Annotated in this window: 20 protein-coding genes; 10 read left to right on the top strand and 10 right to left on the bottom strand. The window is 75.3% G+C overall.

Features of this window, described 5'->3' with window-relative positions:
• Positions 1-205: 205 nt before the first annotated feature.
• The 3 genes from tilS to dacB all read right to left on the bottom strand — a co-directional run bounded on the left by tilS (position 206) and on the right by dacB (position 3,838).
• A complete protein-coding gene (tilS, locus tag ACFYM6_RS13685; RefSeq protein WP_387275240.1) occupies positions 206-1,186 on the bottom strand; it encodes a tRNA lysidine(34) synthetase TilS in 981 nt (326 codons plus the stop codon).
• Between the two features lie 4 nt (positions 1,187-1,190).
• Entirely contained in the window at positions 1,191-2,258 is a 1,068-nt protein-coding gene (locus tag ACFYM6_RS13680) for a zinc-dependent metalloprotease (protein ID WP_357439501.1), read from the bottom strand.
• A 71-nt stretch (positions 2,259-2,329) separates the two neighbouring features.
• Positions 2,330-3,838 (bottom strand): D-alanyl-D-alanine carboxypeptidase/D-alanyl-D-alanine-endopeptidase, encoded by a 1,509-nt coding sequence (gene dacB, locus ACFYM6_RS13675; protein ID WP_387275565.1) that lies wholly within the window; start codon positions 3,836-3,838, stop codon positions 2,330-2,332.
• A gap of 447 nt (positions 3,839-4,285) precedes the next feature.
• Between dacB and ACFYM6_RS13670 the strand changes: the two genes are divergently transcribed.
• Entirely contained in the window at positions 4,286-4,786 is a 501-nt protein-coding gene (locus ACFYM6_RS13670; protein WP_073837705.1) for an inorganic diphosphatase, read from the top strand.
• Positions 4,787-4,844: 58 nt separating this feature from the next.
• On the opposite strand, the gene eccD is transcribed toward ACFYM6_RS13670, so the two are convergent.
• Complete coding sequence (gene eccD / locus ACFYM6_RS13665) at positions 4,845-6,248, bottom strand: type VII secretion integral membrane protein EccD (protein WP_387275237.1); 1,404 nt, start codon at positions 6,246-6,248, stop codon at positions 4,845-4,847.
• A gap of 99 nt (positions 6,249-6,347) precedes the next feature.
• Here eccD and eccCa point away from each other — a divergent pair, with 99 nt between their 5' ends.
• The 3 genes from eccCa to ACFYM6_RS13650 all read left to right on the top strand — a co-directional run bounded on the left by eccCa (position 6,348) and on the right by ACFYM6_RS13650 (position 12,546).
• Positions 6,348-10,310: a type VII secretion protein EccCa gene (eccCa, locus tag ACFYM6_RS13660; protein WP_387275235.1), complete on the top strand. Its 3,963-nt coding sequence runs from the start codon at positions 6,348-6,350 to the stop codon at positions 10,308-10,310.
• Between the two features lie 86 nt (positions 10,311-10,396).
• Positions 10,397-11,710 (top strand): type VII secretion-associated serine protease mycosin, encoded by a 1,314-nt coding sequence (gene mycP / locus ACFYM6_RS13655; RefSeq protein WP_387275233.1) that lies wholly within the window; start codon positions 10,397-10,399, stop codon positions 11,708-11,710.
• 47 nt (positions 11,711-11,757) lie between these two features.
• Positions 11,758-12,546: a phosphatase PAP2 family protein gene (locus tag ACFYM6_RS13650; RefSeq protein ID WP_387275564.1), complete on the top strand. Its 789-nt coding sequence runs from the start codon at positions 11,758-11,760 to the stop codon at positions 12,544-12,546.
• Positions 12,547-12,612: 66 nt separating this feature from the next.
• Here ACFYM6_RS13650 and ACFYM6_RS13645 read toward each other — a convergent pair whose 3' ends face one another.
• From ACFYM6_RS13645 to ACFYM6_RS13620, 6 genes are all read right to left on the bottom strand, one after another.
• Positions 12,613-13,791: a MarP family serine protease gene (locus tag ACFYM6_RS13645; RefSeq protein ID WP_387275232.1), complete on the bottom strand. Its 1,179-nt coding sequence runs from the start codon at positions 13,789-13,791 to the stop codon at positions 12,613-12,615.
• 86 nt (positions 13,792-13,877) lie between these two features.
• Positions 13,878-14,567 carry an NUDIX hydrolase gene (locus ACFYM6_RS13640; protein ID WP_387275562.1) on the bottom strand — a complete coding sequence of 230 codons (690 nt, stop codon included), beginning with the start codon at positions 14,565-14,567 and terminating at the stop codon, positions 13,878-13,880.
• 91 nt (positions 14,568-14,658) lie between these two features.
• Positions 14,659-15,267 carry a TlpA family protein disulfide reductase gene (locus ACFYM6_RS13635; RefSeq protein ID WP_387275230.1) on the bottom strand — a complete coding sequence of 203 codons (609 nt, stop codon included), beginning with the start codon at positions 15,265-15,267 and terminating at the stop codon, positions 14,659-14,661.
• Positions 15,264-16,043, bottom strand: a complete 780-nt coding sequence (gene nth, locus ACFYM6_RS13630; protein WP_357439480.1) for an endonuclease III — start codon at positions 16,041-16,043, stop codon at positions 15,264-15,266. Before nth ends, ACFYM6_RS13635 begins: the two co-directional genes overlap by 4 nt.
• A 57-nt stretch (positions 16,044-16,100) precedes the next feature.
• Positions 16,101-17,276, bottom strand: coding sequence for a CapA family protein (locus ACFYM6_RS13625; protein ID WP_387275228.1), 1,176 nt, complete (start codon positions 17,274-17,276; stop codon positions 16,101-16,103).
• 86 nt (positions 17,277-17,362) lie between these two features.
• Positions 17,363-18,025, bottom strand: coding sequence for an adenosylcobinamide amidohydrolase (locus ACFYM6_RS13620; protein ID WP_387275226.1), 663 nt, complete (start codon positions 18,023-18,025; stop codon positions 17,363-17,365).
• A 130-nt stretch (positions 18,026-18,155) separates the two neighbouring features.
• On the opposite strand from ACFYM6_RS13620, the gene ACFYM6_RS13615 reads away from it, so the two are divergent.
• The 6 genes from ACFYM6_RS13615 to ACFYM6_RS13590 all read left to right on the top strand — a co-directional run bounded on the left by ACFYM6_RS13615 (position 18,156) and on the right by ACFYM6_RS13590 (position 24,482).
• On the top strand, positions 18,156-18,833 hold the full coding sequence (locus ACFYM6_RS13615; RefSeq protein WP_007073398.1) for a Crp/Fnr family transcriptional regulator: 678 nt from the start codon (positions 18,156-18,158) through the stop codon (positions 18,831-18,833).
• A gap of 181 nt (positions 18,834-19,014) precedes the next feature.
• A complete protein-coding gene (locus ACFYM6_RS13610; RefSeq protein ID WP_387275224.1) occupies positions 19,015-19,758 on the top strand; it encodes a metallophosphoesterase family protein in 744 nt (247 codons plus the stop codon).
• 375 nt (positions 19,759-20,133) lie between these two features.
• Positions 20,134-20,787 carry a TetR/AcrR family transcriptional regulator gene (locus ACFYM6_RS13605; RefSeq protein WP_387275222.1) on the top strand — a complete coding sequence of 218 codons (654 nt, stop codon included), beginning with the start codon at positions 20,134-20,136 and terminating at the stop codon, positions 20,785-20,787.
• A 28-nt stretch (positions 20,788-20,815) separates the two neighbouring features.
• Complete coding sequence (locus tag ACFYM6_RS13600; RefSeq protein ID WP_387275220.1) at positions 20,816-21,616, top strand: TIGR03084 family metal-binding protein; 801 nt, start codon at positions 20,816-20,818, stop codon at positions 21,614-21,616.
• A complete protein-coding gene (locus ACFYM6_RS13595; protein WP_387275218.1) occupies positions 21,613-23,346 on the top strand; it encodes an acyclic terpene utilization AtuA family protein in 1,734 nt (577 codons plus the stop codon). Before ACFYM6_RS13600 ends, ACFYM6_RS13595 begins: the two co-directional genes overlap by 4 nt.
• Positions 23,343-24,482, top strand: a complete 1,140-nt coding sequence (locus tag ACFYM6_RS13590; RefSeq protein ID WP_387275216.1) for an acyl-CoA dehydrogenase family protein — start codon at positions 23,343-23,345, stop codon at positions 24,480-24,482. Before ACFYM6_RS13595 ends, ACFYM6_RS13590 begins: the two co-directional genes overlap by 4 nt.
• Positions 24,483-24,533: the final 51 nt, after the last annotated feature.

The raw sequence follows: 24,533 nt of genomic DNA, 5'->3' as shown, positions 1-24,533 counted from the left end.
TACCGCCTCCGGCGGCTCCCGGCGAGACCCCGGCCCGCTGATCACCGCCACCCCGGCGATGTGGGGGCATCAGTGGCCGGCGGTCACCGCCACCTCGGCGATTTCGCGGTCCGCCTCTCCGCCTCGGCGACCTGGCGGCATCCCCGGTGCCAGGTCACCCCCACCTCGGCGAACTGGCGGGCCGCGGAGGCCGGCGGCCACCGGGTCAGGTGGTCAGGCGACCGTCGCGGCGGAACACCGGCAGCCCACCGGGCAGGTGCACGGCGCCCTGTCCGCGCCAGTCGGTGACCAGGGCGTCCAGCGCGGCGACGTGCCGGTGCGACAGGGCGGCCGGAACGGCGCCCAGTTCCCGGGCCCAGGCGTGCAGCACCCGGGTGCGGACCGCCGGCGGCAGCGCGGCCAGTGCCTCGACCGCGAGCCCGCCCCCGGCCGCCCGTACGTCGGCGAGCGCGGCGGCGGCGCGGGCGTCGAGGGCGGCGGCGTCGGCCGCCACCAGGCGGGCGGTCCGGGCCAGGTTGTCCACCACCCCCGGGCCGAGCGCGCGGACCAGCGCCGGCAGCACCTCGGCCCGGACCCGGGAGCGGGCGTACGCCGGGTCGGTGTTGTGCGGATCGTCCCACGGGGTGAGCCCGAGCGCCGCGCACGCCTTGCGGGTGTCCTCCCGGGAGACGTCGAGCAGCGGACGCAGCAGCGGCACCCCGGCCAGCTCGCGGCGCTCCGGCATGCCGGCCAGGCCGCGCGGGCCGGCGCCCCGGGCCAGCGCGAGCAGCACCGTCTCGGCCTGGTCGTCGCGGGTGTGCCCGAGCAGCACCGCGATAGCCGCGTGCCGCCGGCCGGCGGCGACCAGCGCCTCGTACCGGGCCTCGCGGGCGGCCGCCTCCGGGCCTCCGGTACGCCCGTCGACCCGCACCGGCACCGCCTCCACCGGATCCAGACCCCGCTCGCGGGCCCAGCCGGCCACCGCCTCGGCCCGCTCCGCCGAGCCGGGTTGCAGGCCGTGGTCGACGGTCACCAGGCCGGCGCGCCGGCCGAGGCGGGGCGCCACGAAGGCGGTGGCCGCGGCCAGCGCGAGCGAGTCGGCGCCGCCGGAGCAGGCCACCAGCACCGGCCCGTCCCCGGGCAGCCCGGTCAACGCCCGGCGGACGGCGACCCGGACGGCGGCGACCGGCGGGGCGAGCGCGGCCACGCGCTCAGGAGGCGGCCGGGGTGGCGCCGGTCGGCCCGTGCACCCGGGCCACCCACGCGTCCGGGTCACCCAGCTCGTCCAGCCTGGGCAGGGTCAGCGGCGAATCGAAGATCTTGTTGAAGCCGGCCATGCCGACCCGGTCGACCACGCCGTGCACGAACTTCCGGCCCTCGGCGTACTGGCGCATCTTGACCTCGATGCCGAGCAGCCGGCGGATCGCCTTCTCCAGCGGGTTGCCCGACTCCCGGCGCCGGTTGAACGCCGCGCGGATCGACTCCACGCTCGGGATGACCTGCGGGCCGACGCCGTCCATGACGAACTCGGCGTGCCCCTCAAGCAGGGTCATCAGCGCGGTGAGCCGGTCAAGCACGGCCCGCTGCGCCGGGGTCTGCACGATGTCCAGCACGCTCGCCCGGCTGTCCGGGTCCTTCACCGCGTCGGAGAGTGTGGCGATCCCCCGGCGCAGCCGTTCCAGCAGGTGTTCGCCCGCCTGCGCGGCGTCCACGAACGCCTGCACCTCGCTCAGGAAGTACGCGCGCATCCACGGCACGGCGGTGAACTGGGTCCGGTGGGTCACCTCGTGCAGGCAGACCCAGAGCCGGAAGTCCCGGGAGTCGGCCCCCAGCTTCCGCTCCACCTCGACGATGTTCGGCGCCACCAGCAGTAGCTGGCCGGGGTCGCCGGCGAAGACCTCGTACTGGCCGAGCACCCGGCCGGAGAGGTACGCCAGCACGGTCCCGGCCTGCACCCCGGTGAGCCGGGAGCCGATCGCCTCGGTCAGCGGCCCGGGGCGTTTGTCCCCGGAGAGGCGGTTCACCAGCGGGCTGATCACCTCGCGCAGCCCGGCGATGTTCGCGGCCGCCCAGTCCCGGCGGTCGACCACCCGCACGGGCGGGTGGGTGACCTGGGCCCGCAGCCCGGTGTAGTCGGCGACGTGCCCGGCCGCCTCCTCGGTCAGCCGTCGCAGCTCGCTGACCACGTCGGTGGCCTCGGCGTACGACACCCGGGGGCCCGACTTGCCCAGTGCCCCCGCGGTGGCGGCGGCCAGATCCCAGTCCACGAACTGCGCCATGAACCCACCGTACCCGCGCCGCGACACCCCGACCTGCGCTCGCGCCCGCCGATCGACGCCGGTCGCGCCGGTCAGCGGCAGCCGCAGCGGGCCAGCGCGGAGCTGATCCGGTCGAGGGCCTCCCGGGTCTCGTCGAGGCTGCCGGTGGTCCGGTCGGTGAGCACGGCGAAGGTGAGCAGCCTGTTGTCGGCGGTGGTGACCAGGCCGGCGATCGCGTTGACCCCGGTCAGCGTGCCGGTCTTGGCCCGGACCACGCCGGCCCCGGCCTTGGTCACCGACGCCTGGTAGCGGTCGCCGAGGGTGCCGGACCAGGCACCGACCGGCAGTCCGCCGAAGATCGCCGCCAGCTCGGGGTGGCTGCCGTTGCCGGCGAGGGTGATCAGGTCGGTGAGCAGCGACGGGCTGATCCGGTTGGTCCGGGACAGGCCGCTGCCGTCCGCCAGGCTGATCTCGTCGGCCGGCAGGCCCAGCTCGCCGATCACCTGGTCGGTGGCGGCCGCGCCCCCGACGAACGACGCCGGCTTGCCCTTGGCGAGGGCCACCTGCCGGGCCAGGTACTCGGCGATCACGTTGTCGCTGTCGCTGATCATGATGTCGACCAGCCGGACCAGCGGCAACGACTCGACCTTGCCCAGCTCGGCGCCGGGCGCGGGCGCCGCCCCGGCCGAGGCGCCGGGGGCGCTGCCCCGCTTCACCTCGGCGGCGGCGCCGGAGAGCCCGAGCAGCTTCGCGAACTGCCGGCCGGCGGTCAGGTCCGGCTGGGGCACCCGCTCGGCCGCGCCGTGGGTGTCGTCGAAGTTCTTCCGGGCCCCCTCCGGGTCCTTCCGGGCGGCGTCCGTCGTCAATGCGCTGATCGCCGCGCCGAACCCGCCGGTGGGGATGTCGTCGTCCCAGCCGGGCTCGTACACCGGACCGCTGAACAGCGACGAGTCGACCGTGACCTTCGTCGGAGCGGTGCCGCCGAGCGCCTTGCGGACCTGGGCGGCGAGGTCGTCCAACCGCGCCGCGTTCGGGTAGAAGCCGTTCTTGTCGACCGCGAGGGTCGGGTCGCCGCCGCCCACCAGGACCACCTCGCCGGGGGCCGCGCCGGCCACCGCGCGGGTGGGGATCCGGTACGCCGGCCCCCGGGCGACCAGCACCGCGACGGCCGTCGCCAGTTTGGTCACCGACGCGGGAACGGTGGGGGTGTCCTGGCCGCGACCGTAGAGCTGCTGGCCGGTGGTCACGTCGGCCACCGACAGGTTCACCCGGTCACCGAGCGCCGCGGCGCCGACCAGCGGTTCGAGCGCGGCGCGTACCCCGTCGGGGGTCGGCAGCGGCGCGTTGGCGTCGAGGCCGGCCAGCACGGCGGGCGGGTCGGGCTCGGGTGGCTGGGCGCTCGCCCGGGGCGCGCCGGCCTCGCCGCCCAGCCAGCCGGCGAGCGGGCCGGGGCGGACCACGACCAGCCCGACGGCCGCCAGGGCGATCACCAGCACGGCGGCCAGCACCGTCAGCAGCCGGACCCGGCTCCGGCGCGGCGGCGGGGGCGGGGGCGGAACCGGTGCGGCACCGTACGGCGGGGCGGGCGGGCTCACCGGCATCCCACCGGCCGGCGGGCTCACCGGCACCCCGCCCGACGCGTCGTGCGTGGGCCAGTTCAGCGGGGCGGTCGGGCCCGGGCCGTACTGCCCCGGGTCGGCCCGGCCCAGCGGGTTGGCGCCGTACCCATGCGGGTCGCGGCCGACGGACGCGGACCCGGTCGCCCGCCCCGGGGTACGCGGAAGGTGCGCTTCGGGGACCGGTACCCGGCCGGTGGCACCGCCGGAGCCGGAACCGCCGAAGTTCCGCCCGTCAACCCCCTCGGGGCGGTAGTGTGAATCTTCCCTCCCCACGACCCCCTCCTCCCCCGCTCAAAAGCACCCTGGGTGACACTACTTCGGTCCGAACACTATGCGGCGGCCGGAGCCGGCGGGGGTCATTCACCCTTCCCTGGGAGCGGCGCCACTGGTTTCCGTTAGCCAGCGTGGGCAAACGAGGGAGCGTGCGAGATGGATTTCGACGTCACGGTTGAGATCCCCAAGGGTCACCGCAACAAGTACGAGGTGGACCACGCGACCGGCCGGATCCGGCTGGACCGCACCCTCTTCACCTCCACGCAGTACCCGGCTGACTACGGCTTCATCGAGGGCACGCTGGGCGAGGACGGCGACCCGCTGGACGCGCTGGTGCTGGTCCCCGAGCCCACCTTCCCGGGCTGCCTGATCCGCTGCCGCACCATCGGCATGTTCCGGATGACGGACGAGAAGGGCGGCGACGACAAGGTCCTCTGCGTCCCCTACGAGGACCCGCGCCAGGAGCACCTGCGGGACATCCACCACCTGGGCGAGTTCGACCGGCTGGAGATCCAGCACTTCTTCGAGGTGTACAAGGACCTGGAGCCGGGCAAGTCGGTCGAGGGCGCGACCTGGGTGGGCCGTACCGAGGCCGAGGCCGAGATCCAGGCCTCGTACCAACGCGCCAAGGAGGCCGCCGAGCGCGGCGAGCACTGATCTTCGACGTCGACGGGCCCGGGCCGCTCAGCCGAGCGACCCGGGCCCACGCGTTGGCTCAGCCGAGCAGCCCGCGAGCCCGGTCGTAGAGGTCGAGCACCGCGCAGGCCACCGGCACCAGGGACACCACCAGCGCGGTGTCGGTCAGGTCGGCCAGCCGACCGAGGTACGGGGAGACCGGCCGCTGGGCGTACCGGGCGCCGGCCGCCACGGCGACCAGGGCCAGGACGAGCCCGCCGACGGCCAGCGCGAGCCGGCCGGTCGGACCGGCGCGGTCGGCGAGCACCGCGCCGAGCAGGGCGTACCCGGCCAGCCCGGCGGCCACCGCGGGCACCCGGTGGCGGACCGCCACGAAGAGCCGGGAGCGCAGCAGCAGCACCGCACAGCCGGCCGCCGCCAGCAGCCGCCCGGCCAGCCCGCCGGCGGTGGCGAGCACCACCGTGGCGGCGACCGCCAGCACGGCGTGCCCGAGCAGCATCCCGGTCAGCATCTCCTCGGTCCGGGCCACCGCCGCGTGCACCCGCCCCTGATCCGGCAGGTCGCGGACCCCGTCGGGAGCGCCGGCCGGGGTGGTGACGGGCAGGGTGATCGGCGGCAGCGGCAGCTTGCCGAGCCGGATGGCCAGCAGGGGCAGCCCGCCGAGCGCGAAGACCAGCCCGCAGAACAGCACGGCGGCGGCGCCGGCCGGGTCGAGCAGGAACCCGCCGAGGGCGGCGAGCACGCCGCCCGCGCCGGTGGTCGCGCCGGCCACGACGACCCGGGACCGGCTGGCCACCCCGAACAGGCCGAGCACCGACACCAGGAGCAGCGCCACCGAGCCGGCCAGCAGCTCGGGCGCGCCCACCCAGCGCAGCGGCCCGAACGGGCCGACCGGGTCGCCGGAGCCGACCGTGAGGGCGCCGGCCGCGGCGGCGTACGGCAGGGCGTACCCGCCGAGGGTCGCGCCGATCGGCGCGTCCCCGTACGCCCGGGAGGCGGCGGTGGCGGCGAGCACGAGGAGCAGGGCCACCGCGATGGCGACCGGCCAGCCGCTCCGGTGCTCGGGCCCGGCGGCGAGCACGGCGAGCAGCCCCACGGCGAGCGGCACGCCCGCCCCGGCCAGCGTGGCGGCCCGGGTGGCCGCGGGCGACCAGGCGGCACCCCGGCGGCGCGCTCCAACGGCGATCGCCTCGACCACGTCGTCGTACTCCAGCTCGGGCCACTCGGCACGGGCCGGGACGAGGTGCAGCACCTCGCCGTCGCGGACGCCCTGGGGCAGCAACGCCTGCGCCGTGGCCAGCACCGCGCCGTCGGTGCGCCGCAGCACCCAGCCGCCGTGCCGCTCCCCGTCGTCGGCCAACCCCTCGCCGGCGTGCCGGAGCACCTCCGGCAGCAGCTCGGCCAGGGGCACCTGCTCCGGCAGGGCCACGTCCACCCGGCGCTGCGGAGCGCTGATGGTGACCCGGGCGAGCCCGCTTGTCATCGATATCTCTCCATGGTGAGCGGCAACGGCGGCTGACGGACGACAGGACTTTACCTACGATGAGCCAGGCTCAGGTTACCGAGAGCCATGGGAGGCTGTGTGTCCACTGTGGTCATCAAGCGGCCGGCACGCCGTCCGGCACCGGAGATACCGGCCGGCGAGCTGCCCGTCGAGGCACCGCCGGAGATCCCGGTGGCCACCGGCGGGCGCTGGCAGCAGGCGCTGATGGTGCTGCCCATGCTCGGCGGCACGGTGGCGATGGCGATGATGTTCGGCCGGGGCGGCGGGGCCTACTCGTACGTGGTGGGCGGCATGTTCGGGCTCTCCTCGCTGGCGATGCTGGTGACCTCCTGGGGCAGCGCCGGCCCGAGAAAGTCGGAGCTGATGGCCGCCCGCCGGGACTACCTGCGGCACCTGGCCACGCTGCGGCGCCGGGTCCGGGAGACCGCCGGGGCGCAGCGGGCCGGGCTCTACTACCGGCACCCCGACCCCGGCCGGCTCTGGTCGACCGTGGACAGCCATCGAGTCTGGGAGCGGCGGCCGGGCGACCCCGATTTCGCCGTGGTCCGGGTCGGGGTCGGACCGCAGACGCTGGCCACCCCGCTGGTCCCCCCGGTCACCCGGCCGCTGGAGGAACTGGAGCCGATGACGGCGGGGGCGCTGCGGCGCTTCCTCGACGCGTACGCGGTGGTGCCGGACCTGCCGGTGGCGCTGTCGCTGCGCAGCTTCGCCCGGGTGTTCGTGCGTGGCCCGGACGTGCGACAACTCGACCCACGCGGGGCCGGCTCGCCGGCCGCGCAGGCGCTGGCCCGGGCCATGCTCACCCAGCTCGCCGTCTTCCACGCCCCGGACGAACTGCTGATCGCGGTCTGCGCCGGTCCCGAGCGGCGGGCGTGCTGGGAGTGGGTCAAGTGGCTGCCGCACGCCCACCACCCGAGCCGCACCGACGCGCTCGGCCCGGTCCGGCTGGTCACCAGCTCCGCCGCCGAGCTGGAGCGGCTGCTCGACGAGGTGCTGGCCAGCCGCTCCCGGTTCAGCCCGGCCGGTCCGGCCACCGACGGACCGCACGTGGTGGTGGTGCTCGACGGCGGCGACCTGACCGGGGCCACCGACCTCGCCGGGGACGGCGGCATCGACGCGGTCACCGTGCTCGACCTGGACACCCCGCCGCCCCGCCTGCTCGACCGGTACGCCCTCCTGCTCGACCTGGCCGACGGCCGGCTGCATTCGCACTCCGCCGAGGGGCACGCCGAGGTCGGCACCGCGGACGGGCTGGCCCTCGCCGACGCCGAGGCCGTCGCCCGCCGGCTCGCCCCGCTACGGCTCGCCGGCACGGTACGCGGACCCGACGCCCCGCCCGGCGCCGAACCCGGCCTGCCCGAACTGCTCGGCACCGGTGACCCGGAGAACTTCACGGCCGAGCAGGGCTGGGCCCCCCGGGCCGCCCGGGACCGGCTGCGGGTGCCGATCGGGGTGGGCGCCGACGGCGGCGCGATCGAGCTGGACCTCAAGGAGTCCGCACAGGACGGCATGGGCCCGCACGGCCTGCTCATCGGCGCGACCGGCTCCGGCAAGTCGGAGCTGCTCCGGACGCTGGTGCTGGGGCTGGCCGCCACGCACAGCTCGGAGCAGCTCAACTTCGTCCTGGTCGACTTCAAGGGCGGGGCCACCTTCGCGCCCTTCGAGCGGCTGCCGCACACCGCCGCGGTGATCACCAACCTGGCCGACGCGCTGCCCCTGGTCGACCGCATGGTCGACGCGATCAACGGTGAGCTGACGCGCCGACAGGAGCTGCTCCGCCGGGCCGGCAACTTCGCCAGCCTGCGCGACTACGAGCGGGCCCGGGCGGCCGGCAGCCCACTCGCCCCGCTGCCGTCGCTGCTGCTCATCTGCGACGAGTTCTCCGAACTGCTCTCGGCCAAGCCGGACTTCATCGACCTCTTCGTCCAGATCGGCCGGGTCGGCCGGTCGCTCGGCGTACACCTGCTGCTGGCCTCGCAGCGGTTGGAGGAGGGACGGCTGCGCGGGCTGGACACGCACCTGTCGTACCGGATCGGCTTGCGGACCTTCTCGGCGCTGGAGTCCCGGACGGTGCTCGGGGTGCCGGACGCGCACGAGTTGCCCCGCTCCCCCGGGCACGGCTACCTGCGCTCGGGCACCGACCCGCTGGTCCGGTTCAAGGCCGCGTACGTCTCCGGCCCGGTGCGCCGCCGGTCCGACGCGGCGGGTACGCGCGGCGCCGGACCGCCCCGGCTGCACGCCTTCTCCACCCATCCGGTGCCGTTGCCCGAACCGGCCGCCCCGGCCGCGCTCCCCGCCGCCGAGGAGGTGACCGAATCCCTGCTCGACCTGCTGGTCGGGCGGCTGGCCGGGCAGGGCCCGCCGGCGCACCAGGTGTGGCTGCCGCCGCTGCACGAGTCCCCCGCCCTGGACGAGCTGTTCGGGCCGGTGGGTCCCGACCCGGTTCGCGGGCTGACCGTGGGCAACCCCGAGCTGCACGGCGCCCTCCAGGTGCCGGTGGCCGTGGTGGACAAACCGCTCGAGCAGCGGCGGGACCTGTACTGGCTGGCCCTGGACGGGGCGGCCGGGCACGTCGCCGTGGTCGGCACCACCCGCAGCGGCCGGTCCACCCTGCTGCGGACGCTGATCTGCGCGCTGGCGCTCACCCACACCCCGGCCGAGGCACAGGTCTACTGCCTGGACCTCGGCGGGGCGCTCGCCGCGCTGCGCGACCTGCCGCACGTGGGCGGGGTCAGCGGGCGCGCCGACGCCACCGCCGTACGCCGGACCGTGGGCGAGATCGCCGCCCTGCTGGCCGAACGGGAGCGGCGCTTCGCCGAGGCGGGCGTGGAGTCGATGGCGGCCTGGCGCCGGCGGCGGGCGGCGGCGCTGGCCGGCGGGCAGCCGGGCACCGACCCGTTCGGCGACGTCTTCCTGGTCGTGGACGGCTGGAACAGCCTGCGCAACGACTACGAGGACCTGGAACCGCTGGTCACCGAGTTGGCCACCCGGGGCCTGGCCTACGGGGTGCACGTGGTGGCCACCACCCTGCGCTGGTCGGACTTCCGGCCGGCGATCCGGGACCTCTTCGGCTCGCGGCTGGAACTGCGCCTCGGCGACCCGGCCGACTCGGTGGTGGTGAAGCGACCGGTCGCCGCGACCGTTCCGGAGGAGCAGCCGGGACGCGGGATCACCGCGGGCGGCCTGCACTTCCTCGCCGCCGAGCCGCGCGTGGCCGGCCTGGGCGCGGAGACCACCGACCTGGTCAAGGCGGTCGCCGGGGCCTGGACCGGGCCCTGCGCACCCCGGGTCCGGCTACTCCCGCCGGTGCTGCCGTACGCCGAGCTGGACCAGCAGGCGACCAGCGGGCTGGCCTTCCCGATCGGGGTGGCCGAGGCGGACCTGCGCCCGGTGGCGCTGGACTTCGCCACCGAGCCGAACTTCGTGGTCTTCGGCGACGCCGAGTGCGGCAAGTCGTCGTTCCTGCGCGCGCTGGCCACCTCGATCGTCAACCGGTTCACCCCGGAGCAGGCCCGGGTGATCCTGGTGGACTACCGGCGCAGCCTGATCGGCACGATCGAGACGGCGCACCTGATCGGGTACGGCACGGCCGCGCCGCACACCACCGAGCTGATCGAGTCGGCGGCCAGCTATCTGCAGGGGCGCCTGCCCGGACCGGAGGTCACCCCGGCCGAGCTGCGCAGCCGGTCCTGGTGGACCGGGCCCGAGCTGTTCGTGCTGGTGGACGACTACGACCTGGTGGCCGGTGGCCCCAGCAACCCGTTGCGGGCCCTGGAGGAGCACCTGCCGCACGCCCGGGACGTCGGCCTGCACCTGGTGCTGGCCCGCCGCTCCGGCGGGGCCGGCCGGACCTCGTACGAACCGATCATCCAGCGGCTGCGGGAACTCTCCACCGCCGGTCTGGTGATGTCGGGCGCCCCGGAGGAGGGCCCGCTCGTCGGTCAGGTGAAGGCCGGTCCGCTACCGCCCGGCCGGGGCCGCCTGGTCACCCGCCGGGAGGGCGTACGCCTGGTGCAGCTGGCCCACCTGCCGGCCGGGTGACGGTGTCCGTGACCGGCACCGTGGCGTACGGGAAAACCGGTAATCTCCGAGCAGCATGTTTCGGTGGCGATGAACGGCTGGGGAATGTGACCGGGGATCGGCAGTCAGCGAGGGCGGCCCGACGGCTCGTCGGGCGCGCGCTGCTCGGTGCGGCGGGTGCGCTCGCCACCGTGGCCGCCCCGCTGGCCCCGCCCGCGCACGCCGCCCCGGCCACCGCCGCCCCGGGGCCGGCCTGGCTGTCGCCGGCGCCCAGCCGGGTGGACCAGGTCCGCGAGGAGCAGTGGCAGCTCGACGAGCTGCGGGCGAAGACCGCCTGGCGTGGGTCGACGGGACGCGGTGTGGTGGTCGCGGTCATCGACTCCGGAGTGGACGGTTCCCACCCGGACCTGGCCGGCCAGGTGCTCCCCGGCATCGACCTGGTCTCGCCGGACGGGGCCGACGGCCCGGACCCGGTGGGTCATGGCACCACGGTCGCCGGGCTGATCGCCGGACGCGCCGACGACGACCGGGGCGTGGTCGGCCTCGCGCCCGATGCCAAGATCCTCCCGGTCCGGGTGCTCGACGACGAGAACCGGTACGACGACGCGATGATCGTCGCCAAGGGGGTGCGCTGGGCGGTCGACAACGGCGCCCGCGTGATCAACCTGTCCCTGGGCGGCAGCAGCGACAGCCCGGCCCTGGCCGCCGCCCTCGACTACGCCTTCGCCCGCGACGTCGTGGTGGTCGCCTGCACCGGCAACCTGGCCACCTCGAACAGCCCCAAGGTCTGGTACCCGGCCCGGGAGCCGGGCGTGATCGCCGTGGCCGGCCTGGAACGCAACACCAAGAACCTGTGGTCCGGCTCGATCACCGGCCACGAGACCGTGGTCACCGCGCCCGCGACCGCGCTCTACGGAGCCCGCCCCGCCAGCGGCTACTGGCGGGTGCAGGGCACCAGCTTCGCTTCCCCGCTGGTCGCGGCGACCGCCGCCCTGATCCGCGCCCGGTACCCGCAGATGTCCGCCGGGGACGTCGTCAACCGGATCATCAAGACCGCGCGGGACCTGGGCCCGACCGGCCGCGACGACCGGTTCGGCTACGGCATGGTGGACCCGGTGGCCGCGCTGACCACGGACGTGCCGTCGGTGGGGCGCAATCCGCTGGACGACAACGACTCCCCCGGGGTGGTGGGCTTCGGCCCGGCACCCGGCACCGGGCCGGACACCCGGGCCGCCGCCGGGCAGGGCGCCAATCCGTTCGGCTTCGCCGCGCCGAAGAAGCAGCCCCCGTGGGCGGCCCACCCGGCCGGCCAGACCGACGACCCGGCGCCGGAGCGGCTCTGGACCGGGCTCGCCCTGTTCGTCGCCCTGGTCACCGGTGCCGCGCTGGTGGTCCGCCGGCTCCGCCAGTCGCGCCGCTGACCCGGGCCGCGGTCTGGCCGGGAGCTGCCGTGGGTAGTGGTCAGCACATGAACGCGTCGGCTGCGGGCGGCCGGCGGTCCTGGCGGACCCGCCGGTTGGACCCGGACGATTCGCTGGGGCTCCGGCTCACCCTGGCCGCCGCCGCGGCGTTCCTGGTGCTGGTGCCGTTCGCCCTGCTGGCGCTCCTGGTGCTGGCCGCCTGGCCGCCCCTGTTCCGGCTGGACACCACGGTCACCGACGCGCTGCACCGGTACGCCCTCCACCACCCGGCGTGGGTGCGGCTGATGAGCGTCTGGACGGACGTCTTCGCGCCCAACCCGCTGCGCGCCGCCACGGCGGTCGTGGTGGCCTGGCTGCTGCTCCGCCGGGCCCGGCGACTGGCCCTCTGGGTGGTCACCACGATGACCGTCGGCGGCCTGCTCGGCGCCCTGCTCAAGGTGCTGGTCGGCCGGCAGCGGCCGGACCTGCTCGACCCGGTGGCCCGGGCGGCCGGGTTCGCCTTCCCGTCCGGGCACGCGTTGAACGCGACCCTGGCCTCCGGGGTGCTGCTGCTGGTCTTCCTGCCGTTCACCCGGGGCCGGCGGCTGCTGCGCTGGTCGCTCTGGACCGCGGCGGTGCTGATCGCCGTGGTGACCGGCCTCAGCCGGATCGCGCTGGGGGTGCACTGGACCAGCGACGTGGTGGGCGGGTGGCTGCTCGGCGTGGCGGTGCTCGCCGCCACCACGGCCGCCTTCAGCGCCTGGCGGGCCCGGACCGGTCACCGCCGGGCGCGGACCGTACACGAGGGCGTCGAGCCGGAACTCGCCGATCCCCGCCGGAACGGCACGCAACTGTAGGTCGATCCGACCGCGCCGGACGTGGGCTGCCGGCGCCGGTCGGGCGGTCGGGCGCCGCCGGTCGGCTCAGGTGCAGTCGCCGGTGCCGACCGCCCGGGTACGCTCCGCGCCGGCCAGCGCCACCGACCGGGCCTCGGCGGCGGTCACCGCGAAGCCGGTGTTCGGGTCGTCGGCCGCCGCCGCGAAGATCACCCCGAGCACCAGCCCGTTCGAGGAGACCAGCGGTCCGCCCGAGTTACCGCTGCGCACCAGCGCCCGGATCGTGTAGATCTCCCGGGTCACGTCCCCGGAGGAGTAGATGTCCGGCCCGGTGATCCGGTCGACGTCCCGGATCCGGGCCGGGCGGGCGTCGTACGGGCCGTCGAGGGGGAAACCCAGCACGATGGCGTCCGCCCCGCTGCCGACCGACCCGGCGGCGAAGCGCAGCGACGGACCGGGCAGCCCCGGCACGTGCAGCACGGCCAGGTCCCGGGCCGGGTCGTAGACGACCACCTCGCCGTCGTACCGCTCGCCGCGCAGCTCCACCGCCACCGAACGGGTGCCCGCCACCACGTGCGCGTTGGTCATCACCCGGTCGTCCGCGTACACGAAGCCGGAGCCCTCGATGCGGCGGGCGCAGCTCGGCGCGGAGCCCAACACCTTCACCACCGACCGCTGGCTGTTCGCCACCACCTCGGAGCCGGCCAGCGCCGGGTCCGGCGGGGCGACCTGGCGGGCGCGGGTCGGTGCCAGGTCACCGAAGACGTCCGGGAAGCCATTGGTGTCGACGGTGTCGCGCAGCGCCGTGGAGAGCTGCTGCGCCTTGTCGGGCAGGACCCGGTCGACCACGGTGAGCAGGGCGCTGTTGCGGACCGAGGAGGCCAGCCAGGGCAGCGACGAGGAGCCCAGCGGCACTGCCACCAGCCAGGCCACCAGCATGACCGCGAAGACCGAGATGAGGGCCCCGCCGATGTCGTCGATCTTCCGCCCGGCGCGGCCGGTGATCGCGGCCCGCAGGTTGGCACCGAGCCAGCCGGCGAGCGCCTGGCCGATCACGGCGAGCCCGAAGATCGCCACCAGGGAGATCAGCACCCGGGCGCCGCTGTCGGTGAACTGCCGGGCCGCCAGCGGGCCGACCTGGAGCCCCAGCAGCGCGCCGAGGAAGAAGCCGGAGAAGGACAGCGCCCCGATGACGAAGCCCTGGCGGTATCCGCTGATCGCGAACACGAGCATGAGCAGAAGCAGGACCAGATCCACGGCCGACACCCGTCAAGGGTACGGGCAGCGGGCCCGCCGGGGGTTCAGCGCTCGCGGAACGTGACCGTCCGGTCGGTGGAGGTCACCGCCACGGCTCAGCGGACCGGGCTCTCGTCGACCTCGTCGGTGCCGGCCGAGGGCGCCGGGGCGGCCCCGGTCGGGGGCAGCTCCACCACCCGGGAACGCGGCCACGGACGGGCCCAGCCGCCCATCTCCAGCAGCGTGTTCAGCACCCCGGCGGTGAAGCCCCAGACCAGCATCCCGCGTACCGAGAAGGCCGGTCCGATCCAGCCGCTCGGATGGCGTACCCGCATCCGGTTCTCCGGGTCGACCAGCTCGGCGACCGGCAGCCGGGCGACGTGCGCCACCTCGGCCGGCTCGCGGGAATGCACCGGGTGCGGGGCGTGCCACCAGGCGAGCACCGGGGTGACCACGAAGTCGCTGACCGGGATCCAGAGCCGGGGCAGCTCGGCCAGGACGGTGACGCTGCCCGGGTCGAGCCCGACCTCCTCGTTCGCCTCGCGCAGCGCGGTGGCTCTGGCGTCGGCGTCCTCCGGGTCGGCCGCGCCGCCGGGGAAGGCCGGCTGCCCGGCGTGGTTGCGCAGCGTTGCGGCGCGCTGGAGGATCAGCACGTCCGGGCCGGCCCCCGGCTCCTCGCCGAGCAGCACCAGCACCGCGCTCTCCCGGCCGCCGCTCTCCGGGGTGGTGAGCCGGGTGAAATCCTCGGCCCGGGCGGTGCCGAGGCGGTCGAGCAGCGGGTCCAGCCACCCCGGCGGCTGCCGGATGGTTCGCTCGCTCACGCCACCGCCTCGCTCCGCTCCGCGGCGGCGCAAGGCGCCACGCTGCTGAGCCGAATGGTTCGCTCGCTCCGCTCGCTCACGTGACCTCCGCGCCGAGGTGCTTGCGGACCAGCTCGGCGAGGCGGGCGTCGTCCAGCGCGCCGGTCGAGTCGGTGTGCCGGATCCGGCCGTCCGCGTCGACGAAGACGGTCAGCGGGAAGGCGTTCCGGCGCAGCGCCCGCTCGAACGCGTCCCCCTGGTCGACCAGCATGGGGAAGCGGACGTCGAAGTCCTCGCCGATGGACTGCGCCCCGCCGCGGCTGTCCCGGCTGTTCACCCCGATCACCTGGAACCGGCCCTCGGCCCGCTCACTGAGCCGCTGGAAGGCGGGCAGCTCCTTGCGGCAGGGCGGGCACCAGGACGCCCAGACGTTGATCACCGCCGGCCCCTTGACGTCACGCAGCGACACCGGGGCGCCCCCGGTGAAGCAGGAGAGGGTCAGCTCGGGCAGCGGGTCACCCGGGCTGCCGGCCGGGGCCGGGGCGGCGGAGGGCGGCGCGACGGTCAGCGGGGCGCAGTCGGCGAACGGCGAGGGGCGCTCCGGCCGGGCCGCCGGCACCGGGCTCTCCTGCTGGGCGGTGGTGCCGGTGCAGCCGGCCACCGCGAGCAGCAGCGGGACGAGCAGGTACGCGAGGCGACCGGTCACGGCACGTCCGCCGCGACCGCCTGCTGCGGCACCAGGTCCGGGTCGAGGCCGACAGCCGCCGCGAGATCCCGGGCGCGGGGGCCCTTGAGCAGCTTGGCGGCGGCCACCGGGTCGGTCGGCCCGGTGCCGTACGCCGGGCAGAGCTTCGCCAGCGTGCAGGCGCCGCAGGCCGGCTTGCGGGCGTGGCAGACCCGCCGCCCGTGGAAGATGATCCGGTGCGACAGCATCGTCCAGTCGCGCTTCGGGTACAGCGCGCCGATGGCGTGTTCGATCTTCACCGGGTCGGTCTCGGTGGTCAGCCGCCACCGCTGCACCAGCCGCTGGAAGTGGGTGTCCACGGTGATGCCGGGGACGTCGAAGGCGTTACCGAGGATCACGTTGGCGGTCTTGCGGCCGATCCCGGGGAGGGTGACCAGGTCGGCCAGCCGGCCGGGGACCTCGCCGTCGTACCGCTCGCAGAGGGCGCGGCCGAGGTTGATCAGCGAACTGGTCTTGTTGCGGTAGAAGCCGGTCGGCCGGATCAGCTCCTCCAGCTCCGCGCGGTCCGCCCCGGCGTAGTCGGCGGCGGTGCGGTAGCGGGCGAAGAGCTTCGGGGTGACCTCGTTGACCTTCTTGTCCGTGCACTGGGCCGACAGGATCGTGGCGACCGCCAGCTCCAACGCGTTGGAGTGGTCGAGTTCACAGTGCGCGTCGGGGTGCGTCTCGGTCAGCACCCGGCCGATCCGCCGGGCGCGGCGGGTACGGCCGAGGTCGGTCTCGGGGGAGCGCGTGGTCACGCCGGCCAGCCTACGTCGCGCGGCCGACCTCCTGGCGGGCCCACGCGGGGGCCTGCGCTACGCGCCCGCCGGGGGACTGATCCGGCCCGACTCGTCGATCTCGGGACCCGTCTTCGGGAAGTCGGCCCCGCTCACCTGGCGGACCAGCCCGAGGCCACGGTGCTGCCGGTCGATCGCCGGCCGCCCCACGCTGTTCATCGCGGTCGAGGTGAACTTGCCCTCGACGAAGCTGCCGTCCGCCTTGACCGACACCTTCAGCACCCCGCCCCAGCCCAACCGGCCGGAAGGGTTCAGCGACCTCCCACCGCCGGCGAAGTTGCCCAGGCTGTACGCGATCAGCCGCCCCCGGTAGACCTCCATCCCGCGCAGCACGTGCGGGCCGTGCCCGATGACCAGGTCGGCACCGGCATCGATCACGGCGTGCGAGAACCGGATCGGGTCGCCCCGGTTCTCCCCGAAGAACATCTCGGTACCCGGCTTGACCCGGGTCTTGTCGGCGCCCTCGGCGCCCATGTGCACCTGCACCACGACCACGTCGGCCATGTCGGTGGCCGTCTTGACCACCTTCTTCGCCGCGTCGAGGTCGACCAGACTGTTCGACCACGGGTACGACGAGAAGCCGAGCACCGCGACCTTCACGCCCTGCACCTCGGCCACGGTGATCTGGTCCGGCGCGCCGGTGTGCTTGAGCCCGTGCGCCTCCAGCGCGGCCTGGGTGTTCTCGTAGCCCTGCTTGCCGTAGTCGTAGCCGTGGTTGTTGGCCTGGTTGAGCAGCTCGAACCCGGCGTCGCGCAGGTGCGCGGCGTAGCCGGGGGGCGCCCGGAACTGGAAGCAGTTCGTCGCGTTGGCCCCGCACTTGCCGGTGCCGGTGTCGTCGGTGAGCGGCTCCTCCAGGTTGCCCATCACCAGGTCGGCCTTGAGCGCCGCCTTGACGTCGTCGAAGAAGCCCTTCCCGCCGTTGGCCGGCAGCCGGGACGGGGCGTTGCCCATGATCACGTCACCGGTCGCGGCCAGCGAGATCGTCTTGCCCGACTCGTCCGCCGACTTGGCCGGCTGGTCCGCCTCGTTCGGGACGGTGCTGCCGGCCGACCCGTCGGCCGCGCCCGAGTGCCAGGTCGAGCCGTCCCCGCCGGACTCGCCGCAGCCGGCGGCGAGCAGGGCGACGAGCAGGACGCCGAGGACGGCGGTGAGGCGACGCGGGAGACGGGAGGCGAGAGTGGCGGAAGCGTACATCGACCGCGACGCTACCGTCCGGAAAGCGCTCCGACGATGGCCGATCGGTCGGAAAACCCGTCTGGTCGAGCGGGGCCCCATCCGGCTCAGCCTGCCTGACGGTCGGACCAGGGCACGACCGCGCCGGTGCCGCCGGCCCGCACGGCCGCGTGCACGGCCCGGGCCAGTGGGGCACCCCAGGCCGACCGGGGGCCGCCGTACGGGGCGGCCTCGCCGTCGGCCGGGCAGAGCACGGTGACCGCGTCGGTGGGGGTGCCGGTGGCCGGCAACCCCAGTTCCCAGATCGCCTGCGCCTTCGCCTCGGTGGCCGTGGCCACCGCGTTGACCAGAGCCGCCTCGCTGAGCCGGGCCGGGACGTACACGACGATGTTGACCGTGCCGACGCGCTGGGCGGGGGCGGCGGGCGCGGGCGCGGCGGCCCAGACGGGGGTGCCCAGCCCGACGGTCGCCCAGGCCCGTACGCCGGTGTCGGCCCGGGCCACCACCTCGGCCACGTCGACCCCGGTCAGCAGCCCCACCCCGGGCCCGGCCAGGTCGAGGCCGTCGGCCAGCTCGGCCAGGTGGGCGGCCGGGTCGTCCCGGGCGTACGACATCGGCACGGTCGCGTTGACCACCCACCCACGTACGCCGATGCCACCGCCCAGCGGGGCACTGCCGACCGCCAGCAGCGGCTCCGCAGCCCGCCAGACCAGCAATGGGATGTTCCATCCGTCTTCGGCACGGGTGGTCAGGAACGGCTCGCTCAGCACGCCCCAGAGCCTATGATCCGAGGGGGTGCACCTCTGATTCCCGCTTAAGTGGGCCTAGACTGGCGGCGCGCGAGGGATCAGCGGACGGCGGACCCGGCCGACGGACGGCACGCGCAGGCGGAGGTGCGCGATGGACGAGGTACTGGCCCGCAGCGGGATCTTCCAGGGTGTCGACCCGGAGGCTGCCGAGGCGCTCGCCAAGGAGATGGAGACGATCGAGGTCCGTAAGGGCGAGGTCGTCTTCAACGAGGGCGAGCCCGGCGACAGTCTCTACATCCTCCTTTCCGGCAAGATCAAGGTGGGCCGCCGCGCGGCGGACGGCCGGCAGAACCTGATCGCCGTGATGGGCCCCTCGGACATGGTCGGCGAGCTGTCGCTCTTCGACCCCGGCCCGCGTACGGCGACGGCCACCGCGGTGACCGACACCCGGCTGGTCCGGCTACGCAAGCAGGCGCTCCGGCCCTGGCTGAACAACCGGCCGGAGATCGCCGAGCAGCTGTTGCGGGTGCTGGCCCGCCGGCTGCGCCGGACCAACGACTCGCTGGCCGACCTGATCTTCACTGACGTGCCGGGCCGGGTCGCCAAGAACCTGCTCCAGATGGCCGGCCGGTTCGGCACCCGGGACGGCGGCGTGCTGCGGGTGACCCACGACCTGACCCAGGAGGAGATCGCCCAGCTCGTCGGCGCCTCCCGGGAGACCGTCAACAAGGCCCTCGCCGACTTCGCCTCGCGCGGCTGGCTGCGGCTGGACGGCAAGAGCATCATCATCCTCGACCCGGAGCGCCTCGCCCGCCGCGCGCGGGTCTGACGCCCCGCCCGGCCGGTCCGACCCGGCCATCGGCTCGTTCCCGGCCCGGCCCGCCCTGAGCGGTCCGGGCCGTGCCGTTCCCCGCCCCGACCCACGCCTGGGCAGACCGGGGCGATGCCGATCCGTCTGCCCGGCGCAGAATCGCTGGACCGCGCCCCGGTGGGGCGGGAACGCTGGGGCGATGCTCGAACGTGTCGCAGTCCTGTCCGACATCCACGGCGCGCTGCCGGCGCTGGAGGCCGTCCTCGCCGAACCGGACGTCGCCACGGCAGACCTGATCGTGCTCACCGGTGACATCGCCAGCGGCCCGCAGCCGGTCGAGGTGCTGGACCGGCTCGCCGCGCTCGGGGACCGGGCCTGCTGGGTGGGCGGCAACGGCGAGCGGGAACTGGTCGAGGCGCGGGCCGGCAGGAAGTCGCCGTTCGAGGTCGCGAACTGGGCGGCCGAGCAGCTCCGGGAGGACCAGCTGGCCCGGCTGGCCGCGCTGCCGCTGACCGTCACGCTGCCGGTCGCCGGCCTCGGCGACGTGCTCTTCTGCCACGCGACGCCCCGAGACGACGAGGAGGTCGTGCTGGTGGACTCGCGGATGGAACGCTGGGCGGAGGTCTTCGCCGGCGTACCGGCCGAGGTGGACACGGTGGTCTGCGGGCACACCCACATGCCGTTCACCCGCCTGGTCGACCGCCGGCTGGTGGTCAACCCGGGCAGCGTCGGCATGCCGTACGGCGGGGCGGGCGCCTGGTGGGCGTTGCTCGGCCCAGGCGTGCAGTTGCGCCGGACCGGGTACGACGTGGACGCCGCCTGCGCCCGGGTGGTGGCCGAGTCCGGCTTCCCGGACGCCGCCGAGTGGGCCGACGAGTACCTCCGCGCGCGGCACAGCGACGCCGAGGCCCTCGCCGTCTTCAGCCCCCGCGACGGCCGCTGACGCCCGCCGACCGACTCTCCCGACCCTCGTTGCCGCCCGCCGATCGACTCTCCCGACCGCCGCTGGCGCCCGCCGCTGACGCCCGCCGACCGGCTCTCCCGACCGCCGCTGACTTCTCGGCCATGGGCCGCTCGTCGCCGAGGTCGGCCGCGCGCCGTGCGGCGGCGCGGACAACAGGGTCGGAGAGGTCCGTGCGCGGCGCCGCCGACCCGCCGCAGGCTGCGGCCAGATAGTCGGTCGTGCGATATCGCAGACGATTCAGCTCCACAGCGGCTGCGAAGCACTGCGTCGCCGCGCCCCGCACGCCCACTGCCGCGCCGACGCCTGAAAAAAGTCAGTCTTGACTGTTTGTTTCGCGGGCGGCACCCTGTCCCCGTGTCCGTCGCATCGACCCGCGTCCCTCAACAGGAACGCAGCCGCGCCACTCAGGCGCGGCTGCTGGAGGCGACCGTCGAGTGCCTGGTCGAACGCGGCTGGTCCGGCACCACCACGACCGTCGTGGCGGCCCGGGCGGGCGTCTCCCGGGGCGCCCAGCTGCACCACTACCCGACCAAGGCCGCCCTGGTCACCGCCGCCGTCACCCACCTCACCGAGCGCCGGGCGGCGGAGCTGCGCACCGAGGCCGACGCCCTGCCGGCCGGCCCACGCCGGCTGGACCGGGTGGTCGACCTGCTCGCCGCCGCCTTCACCGGGCCGCTCTTCGTCGCCGCCCTGGAGCTGTGGGTGGCCGCCCGCACCGACGCCGAACTGCGGGACGCCCTGGTGCCCCTCGAAGCCCGGGTCGGCCGGGAGATGCACCGGCTCACCGTGGAGCTGCTCGGGGTGGACGAGCGCCGGCCCGGCGTACGGGAAGCGGTGCAGAGCACGCTCGACCTGCTCCGCGGCCTCGGCGTGGCCAACCTGCTCAGCGACGACTCGGCCCGCCGTACCGCGCTACTGCAGAGCTGGAAGCGCCAGCTGACCGCCCTGCTCACGCCCGACGACGGCCCGCCGGACGCCGGCGGAGCCTCCGGGAGCGCGCGGCCCTGACCCCTGACCCGCCCACCCCGGAGGCACCATGGTCGACCTGACCGCACTGCTCGCGGACCTGACCGCCGAGTCCACGCAGCTCGACGCCCTCGTCGCCCCGCTGCCCCCGGTGGAGTGGGAGCGGCCCACACCGGCGCCGGGCTGGACGGTCGCCCACCAGATCGCCCACCTGGCCTGGACCGACCACGTGGCCCGCCTCGCCGCGACCGACGCCGCCGCGTTCTTCGCCTCGGTCGCAGCCGCGCCGGACCCGTCCCGCCTGGTCGACGACGGCGCGGCGGCGTTCCTCGCCCCGCCGGCCGAGCTGCTGGCCCGCTGGCGGGAGGGCCGGGCCGCGCTCGCGGCGGCCCTGGCCGCCGCCCCGCCCGGCGAGAAACTGCCCTGGTACGGCACCGGGATGTCACCCGCCTCGATGGTGACCGCCCGGATCATGGAGACCTGGGCGCACGGCGAGGACGTGGCCGAGGCGCTCGGCGTCGAGCGTGCGCCGAGCGCTCGCCTGCGGCACGTCGCGCATCTCGGCTTCCGTACCCTCGGGCACGGCTTTGCCGCGCACGGCCGCCCGGTGCCGGCGGCCCCGGTGCGGGTGGAGCTGGCGGCGCCCGACGGCACGCTCTGGACCTTCGGGCCGGCGGACGCGGCCGACCTGGTCACCGGGCCGGCGCTCGACTTCTGCCTGCTGGTCACCCAGCGCCGGCACCGCACCGACCTGGCCCTGGTCGCCACCGGGCCGGTCGCGGACGAGTGGCTGGACGTGGCGCAGGCGTTCGCCGGCCCACCCGGCGCCAAGCGGGCCGCCGGCAGCGGGCACGCCAAGGAGACGGCATGACCCCGGTGCTGCGGGTCGGCAACGCCTCCGGCTTCTACGGCGACCGGCTCACCGCCTGGCGGGAGATGCTCGACGGCGGCGAGCTGGACGTGCTGACCGGCGACTACCTGGCCGAGCTGACCATGCTGATCCTCGGCCGGGACCGGATGCGCGACCCCGCCCTCGGCTACGCGAAGACCTTCCTCCGCCAGCTGGAGGGCTGCCTCGGCACCGCGCTCGACCGCGGGGTGCGGCTGGTGACCAACGCCGGCGGGCTCAACCCGGCCGGCCTGGCCGCCGCGATCGCCGCGCTCGCCGACCGGCTCGGCCTCCGCGTCCGGATCGGGTACGTCGAGGGCGACGCGCTCGCCCGGCCGGACGCGCTGACCGCCAACGCATACCTGGGGGCGTTTGGGATCGCGGCCTGCCTCGACGCGGGGGCGGACGTCGTGGTCACCGGCCGGGTCACCGACGCCTCGCTGGCGGTCGGCCCGGCCATCGCCCGCTTCGGCTGGACCCGGGACGACCTGGACGCGCTGGCCGGGGCCACCGTCGCCGGGCACCTGATCGAATGCGGGGCGCAGGTCACCGGCGGCAACTTCAGCTTCTTCACCGAGCTGCCCGACGGCGGTCACCGGCCCGGCTTCCCGATCGCGGAGATCCACGCGGACGGCTCCGCGGTGCTCACCAAGCACCCCGGCACCGGGGGCGCGGTCACCGTCGAGACGGTCACCGCCCAACTGTTGTACGAGGTGGGCGGGCCGGCGTACCTCGGGCCGGACGTGGTGAGCCGGCTGGACACGGTGCGGCTCAGCCCGGACGGCCCGGACCGGGTACGGATACACGGCGTCCGAGGCACGCTCCCGCCGGACACGCTCAAGGTGGGCGTCAACAACCTGGGCGGATTCCGCAACTCGATGACGTTCGTACTCTGCGGACTGGACATCCCGGCCAAGGCGGCCCTGGTCCGGGGACAGGTGGAGGAGACGGTCGGCGCGGAGGGGCTGGAGTTCGTGCTGGCCCGTACCGATCATCCGGACGCCACCGACACCGAGGCGGCGAGCGCGCTGCTGCACGTACACCTGCGGGACGGCGACCGGGCGCGGGCCGGACGGGCCTTCTCGGCGGCGGCGGTGGAACTGGCGCTGGCCTCCTACCCGGGCTGCACCCTGACCACCGTGCCCAGCGACGCGACGCCCTACGGCGTGTTCACCGCCGACACCATACGGCAGGACGCTGTCGCGCACGTGGCGGTGCTGCCCGACGGGGTACGCGTGCCGATCGCCCCGCCGGCGCGGACGACGACCGCGCCGGAGGCCGCGCCGCCGCACGGGACCACGGCGGCGCCCGCCACCGGGCCGGCCCTCGGGGACGGGCGGCCGGCGGGCCCGACCCGGCGGGCGGCCCTCGGCGAACTGGTGGGTGCCCGGTCCGGGGACAAGGGTGGGGACGCCAACCTGGGCGTCTGGGCCCGGACCGGCGCGACCTGGACCTGGCTGCGCGGCTGGCTCACCGTCGAGCGGCTGGCCGAACTGCTGCCGGAGACCGCCCCGCTGACCGTCGAGCGGTACGAGCTGCCGAGCCTGCGCGCGGTCAACTTCGTGATCCGGGGGCTGCTCGGGCCGGGGGTGGCCGCCTCCACCCGGTTCGACCCGCAGGCCAAGGCGCTCGGCGAACTGCTCCGCTCCCGGATCGTGGACCTGCCGGCGGACCTGCCCAGTGGGCCGGCCATGGAGGAGGGACAGCCGTGACCATCGTGGACACCCCGGAACGCCGGCAGCTCCGCGAGCTGGCCCGCACCTTCGTGACCAAGGAGGTGCTGCCGTACCTGGACGACTGGGAACGGGCCGGCGAGGTGCCCCGGCCGCTGCACGAAACCGCTGCGAAGGTCGGGCTGCTCGGCATCGGCTTCCCCGAGAAGGTCGGGGGCAGCGGCGGCGACCTGCTCGACTCGATCGTGGTCACCGAGGAGATCATCCGTTCGGGCGGCTCGTCCGGGCTGGTCGCGGCGCTGTTCACGCACGGGATCGCCCTCCCCCACATGGTCGCGGCCAGGAACGAGGACCTGATCGACCGGTACGTCCGGCCCACCCTCGCGGGGACGATGATCGGCGCGCTGGCGATCACCGAACCGGACGGCGGCTCCGACGTGGCGGGCATCCGCACCACCGCCCGCCGGGACGGCGACCACTACGTGGTGAACGGGTCGAAGACCTACATCACCAGCGGGGTACGCGCCGACTTCGTGACCACGGCGGTGTCCACCGGCCTGCCCGGCGGCGGCCCGCTCTCCCTGCTGGTGATCGAGAAGGGCACGCCCGGCTTCGCGGTCGGGCGGCCGCTGGAGAAACTGGGCTGGCACTGCTCGGACACCGCCGAGCTGTCCTTCACCGACGTCCGGGTGCCGGCGGCGAACCGGGTCGGCCCGGAGGACACCGGCTTCATCGCGATCATGCAGCACTTCGCCACCGAGCGGCTGTCCCTGGCCACCCAGGCGTACGCGATCGCGCAACGCTGCGTCGAACTGGCCGTCCGCTGGTGCCGGGACCGATCCACCTTCGGCCGGCCGCTGGCCAGCCGGCAACTGATCCGGCACCGGCTGGCCGAGATGCACACCCGGGCCGAGGCCGCCCGGGCGTACGTGCACGACGTGGCCGAGCGGGTCGCCGCCGGGCAGCCGGTGGTGACCGAGGTGGCGATGGCCAAGAACGTCGCCGTCGCGGCGTGCGACCAGGTCGTCGACCAGGCGCTGCAACTGCACGGCGGCTTCGGCTACCTGCGCGACGCCGAGGTGGAACGGCACTACCGGGACGCCCGGATCCTCGGCATCGGCGGCGGCACCACCGAGATCATGAACGAGATCATCGCGAAGGGCATGGGGCTGTGAGTGCGAGGAGTGAGCCGGGTCTGCGAGCCCCGCAGTCACGAACGAAGGAGC

Source organism: Micromonospora sp. NPDC006431 (genome assembly GCF_042870725.1).
In the GTDB taxonomy this organism is placed as follows: Bacteria; Actinomycetota; Actinomycetes; order Mycobacteriales; family Micromonosporaceae; genus Micromonospora.
This window is presented reverse-complemented; position numbering and strand designations above follow the sequence as displayed.

What these genes read in the sequence shown, in the direction of transcription:
- ACFYM6_RS13595 (WP_387275218.1), top strand. Translation starts at nt 21,613, where the DNA reads ATGACCCCGGTGCTGCGGGTCGGCAACGCCTCCGGCTTCTACGGCGAC.
- eccD (WP_387275237.1), bottom strand. Translation starts at nt 6,248, where the DNA reads ATGACAAGCGGGCTCGCCCGGGTCACCATCAGCGCTCCGCAGCGCCGG.
- ACFYM6_RS13650 (WP_387275564.1), top strand. Translation starts at nt 11,758, where the DNA reads ATGAACGCGTCGGCTGCGGGCGGCCGGCGGTCCTGGCGGACCCGCCGG.
- ACFYM6_RS13625 (WP_387275228.1), bottom strand. Translation starts at nt 17,276, where the DNA reads ATGTACGCTTCCGCCACTCTCGCCTCCCGTCTCCCGCGTCGCCTCACC.
- ACFYM6_RS13610 (WP_387275224.1), top strand. Translation starts at nt 19,015, where the DNA reads ATGCTCGAACGTGTCGCAGTCCTGTCCGACATCCACGGCGCGCTGCCG.
- ACFYM6_RS13670 (WP_073837705.1), top strand. Translation starts at nt 4,286, where the DNA reads ATGGATTTCGACGTCACGGTTGAGATCCCCAAGGGTCACCGCAACAAG.
- dacB (WP_387275565.1), bottom strand. Translation starts at nt 3,838, where the DNA reads ATGCCGGTGAGCCCGCCCGCCCCGCCGTACGGTGCCGCACCGGTTCCG.
- ACFYM6_RS13680 (WP_357439501.1), bottom strand. Translation starts at nt 2,258, where the DNA reads ATGGCGCAGTTCGTGGACTGGGATCTGGCCGCCGCCACCGCGGGGGCA.
- ACFYM6_RS13615 (WP_007073398.1), top strand. Translation starts at nt 18,156, where the DNA reads ATGGACGAGGTACTGGCCCGCAGCGGGATCTTCCAGGGTGTCGACCCG.
- ACFYM6_RS13600 (WP_387275220.1), top strand. Translation starts at nt 20,816, where the DNA reads ATGGTCGACCTGACCGCACTGCTCGCGGACCTGACCGCCGAGTCCACG.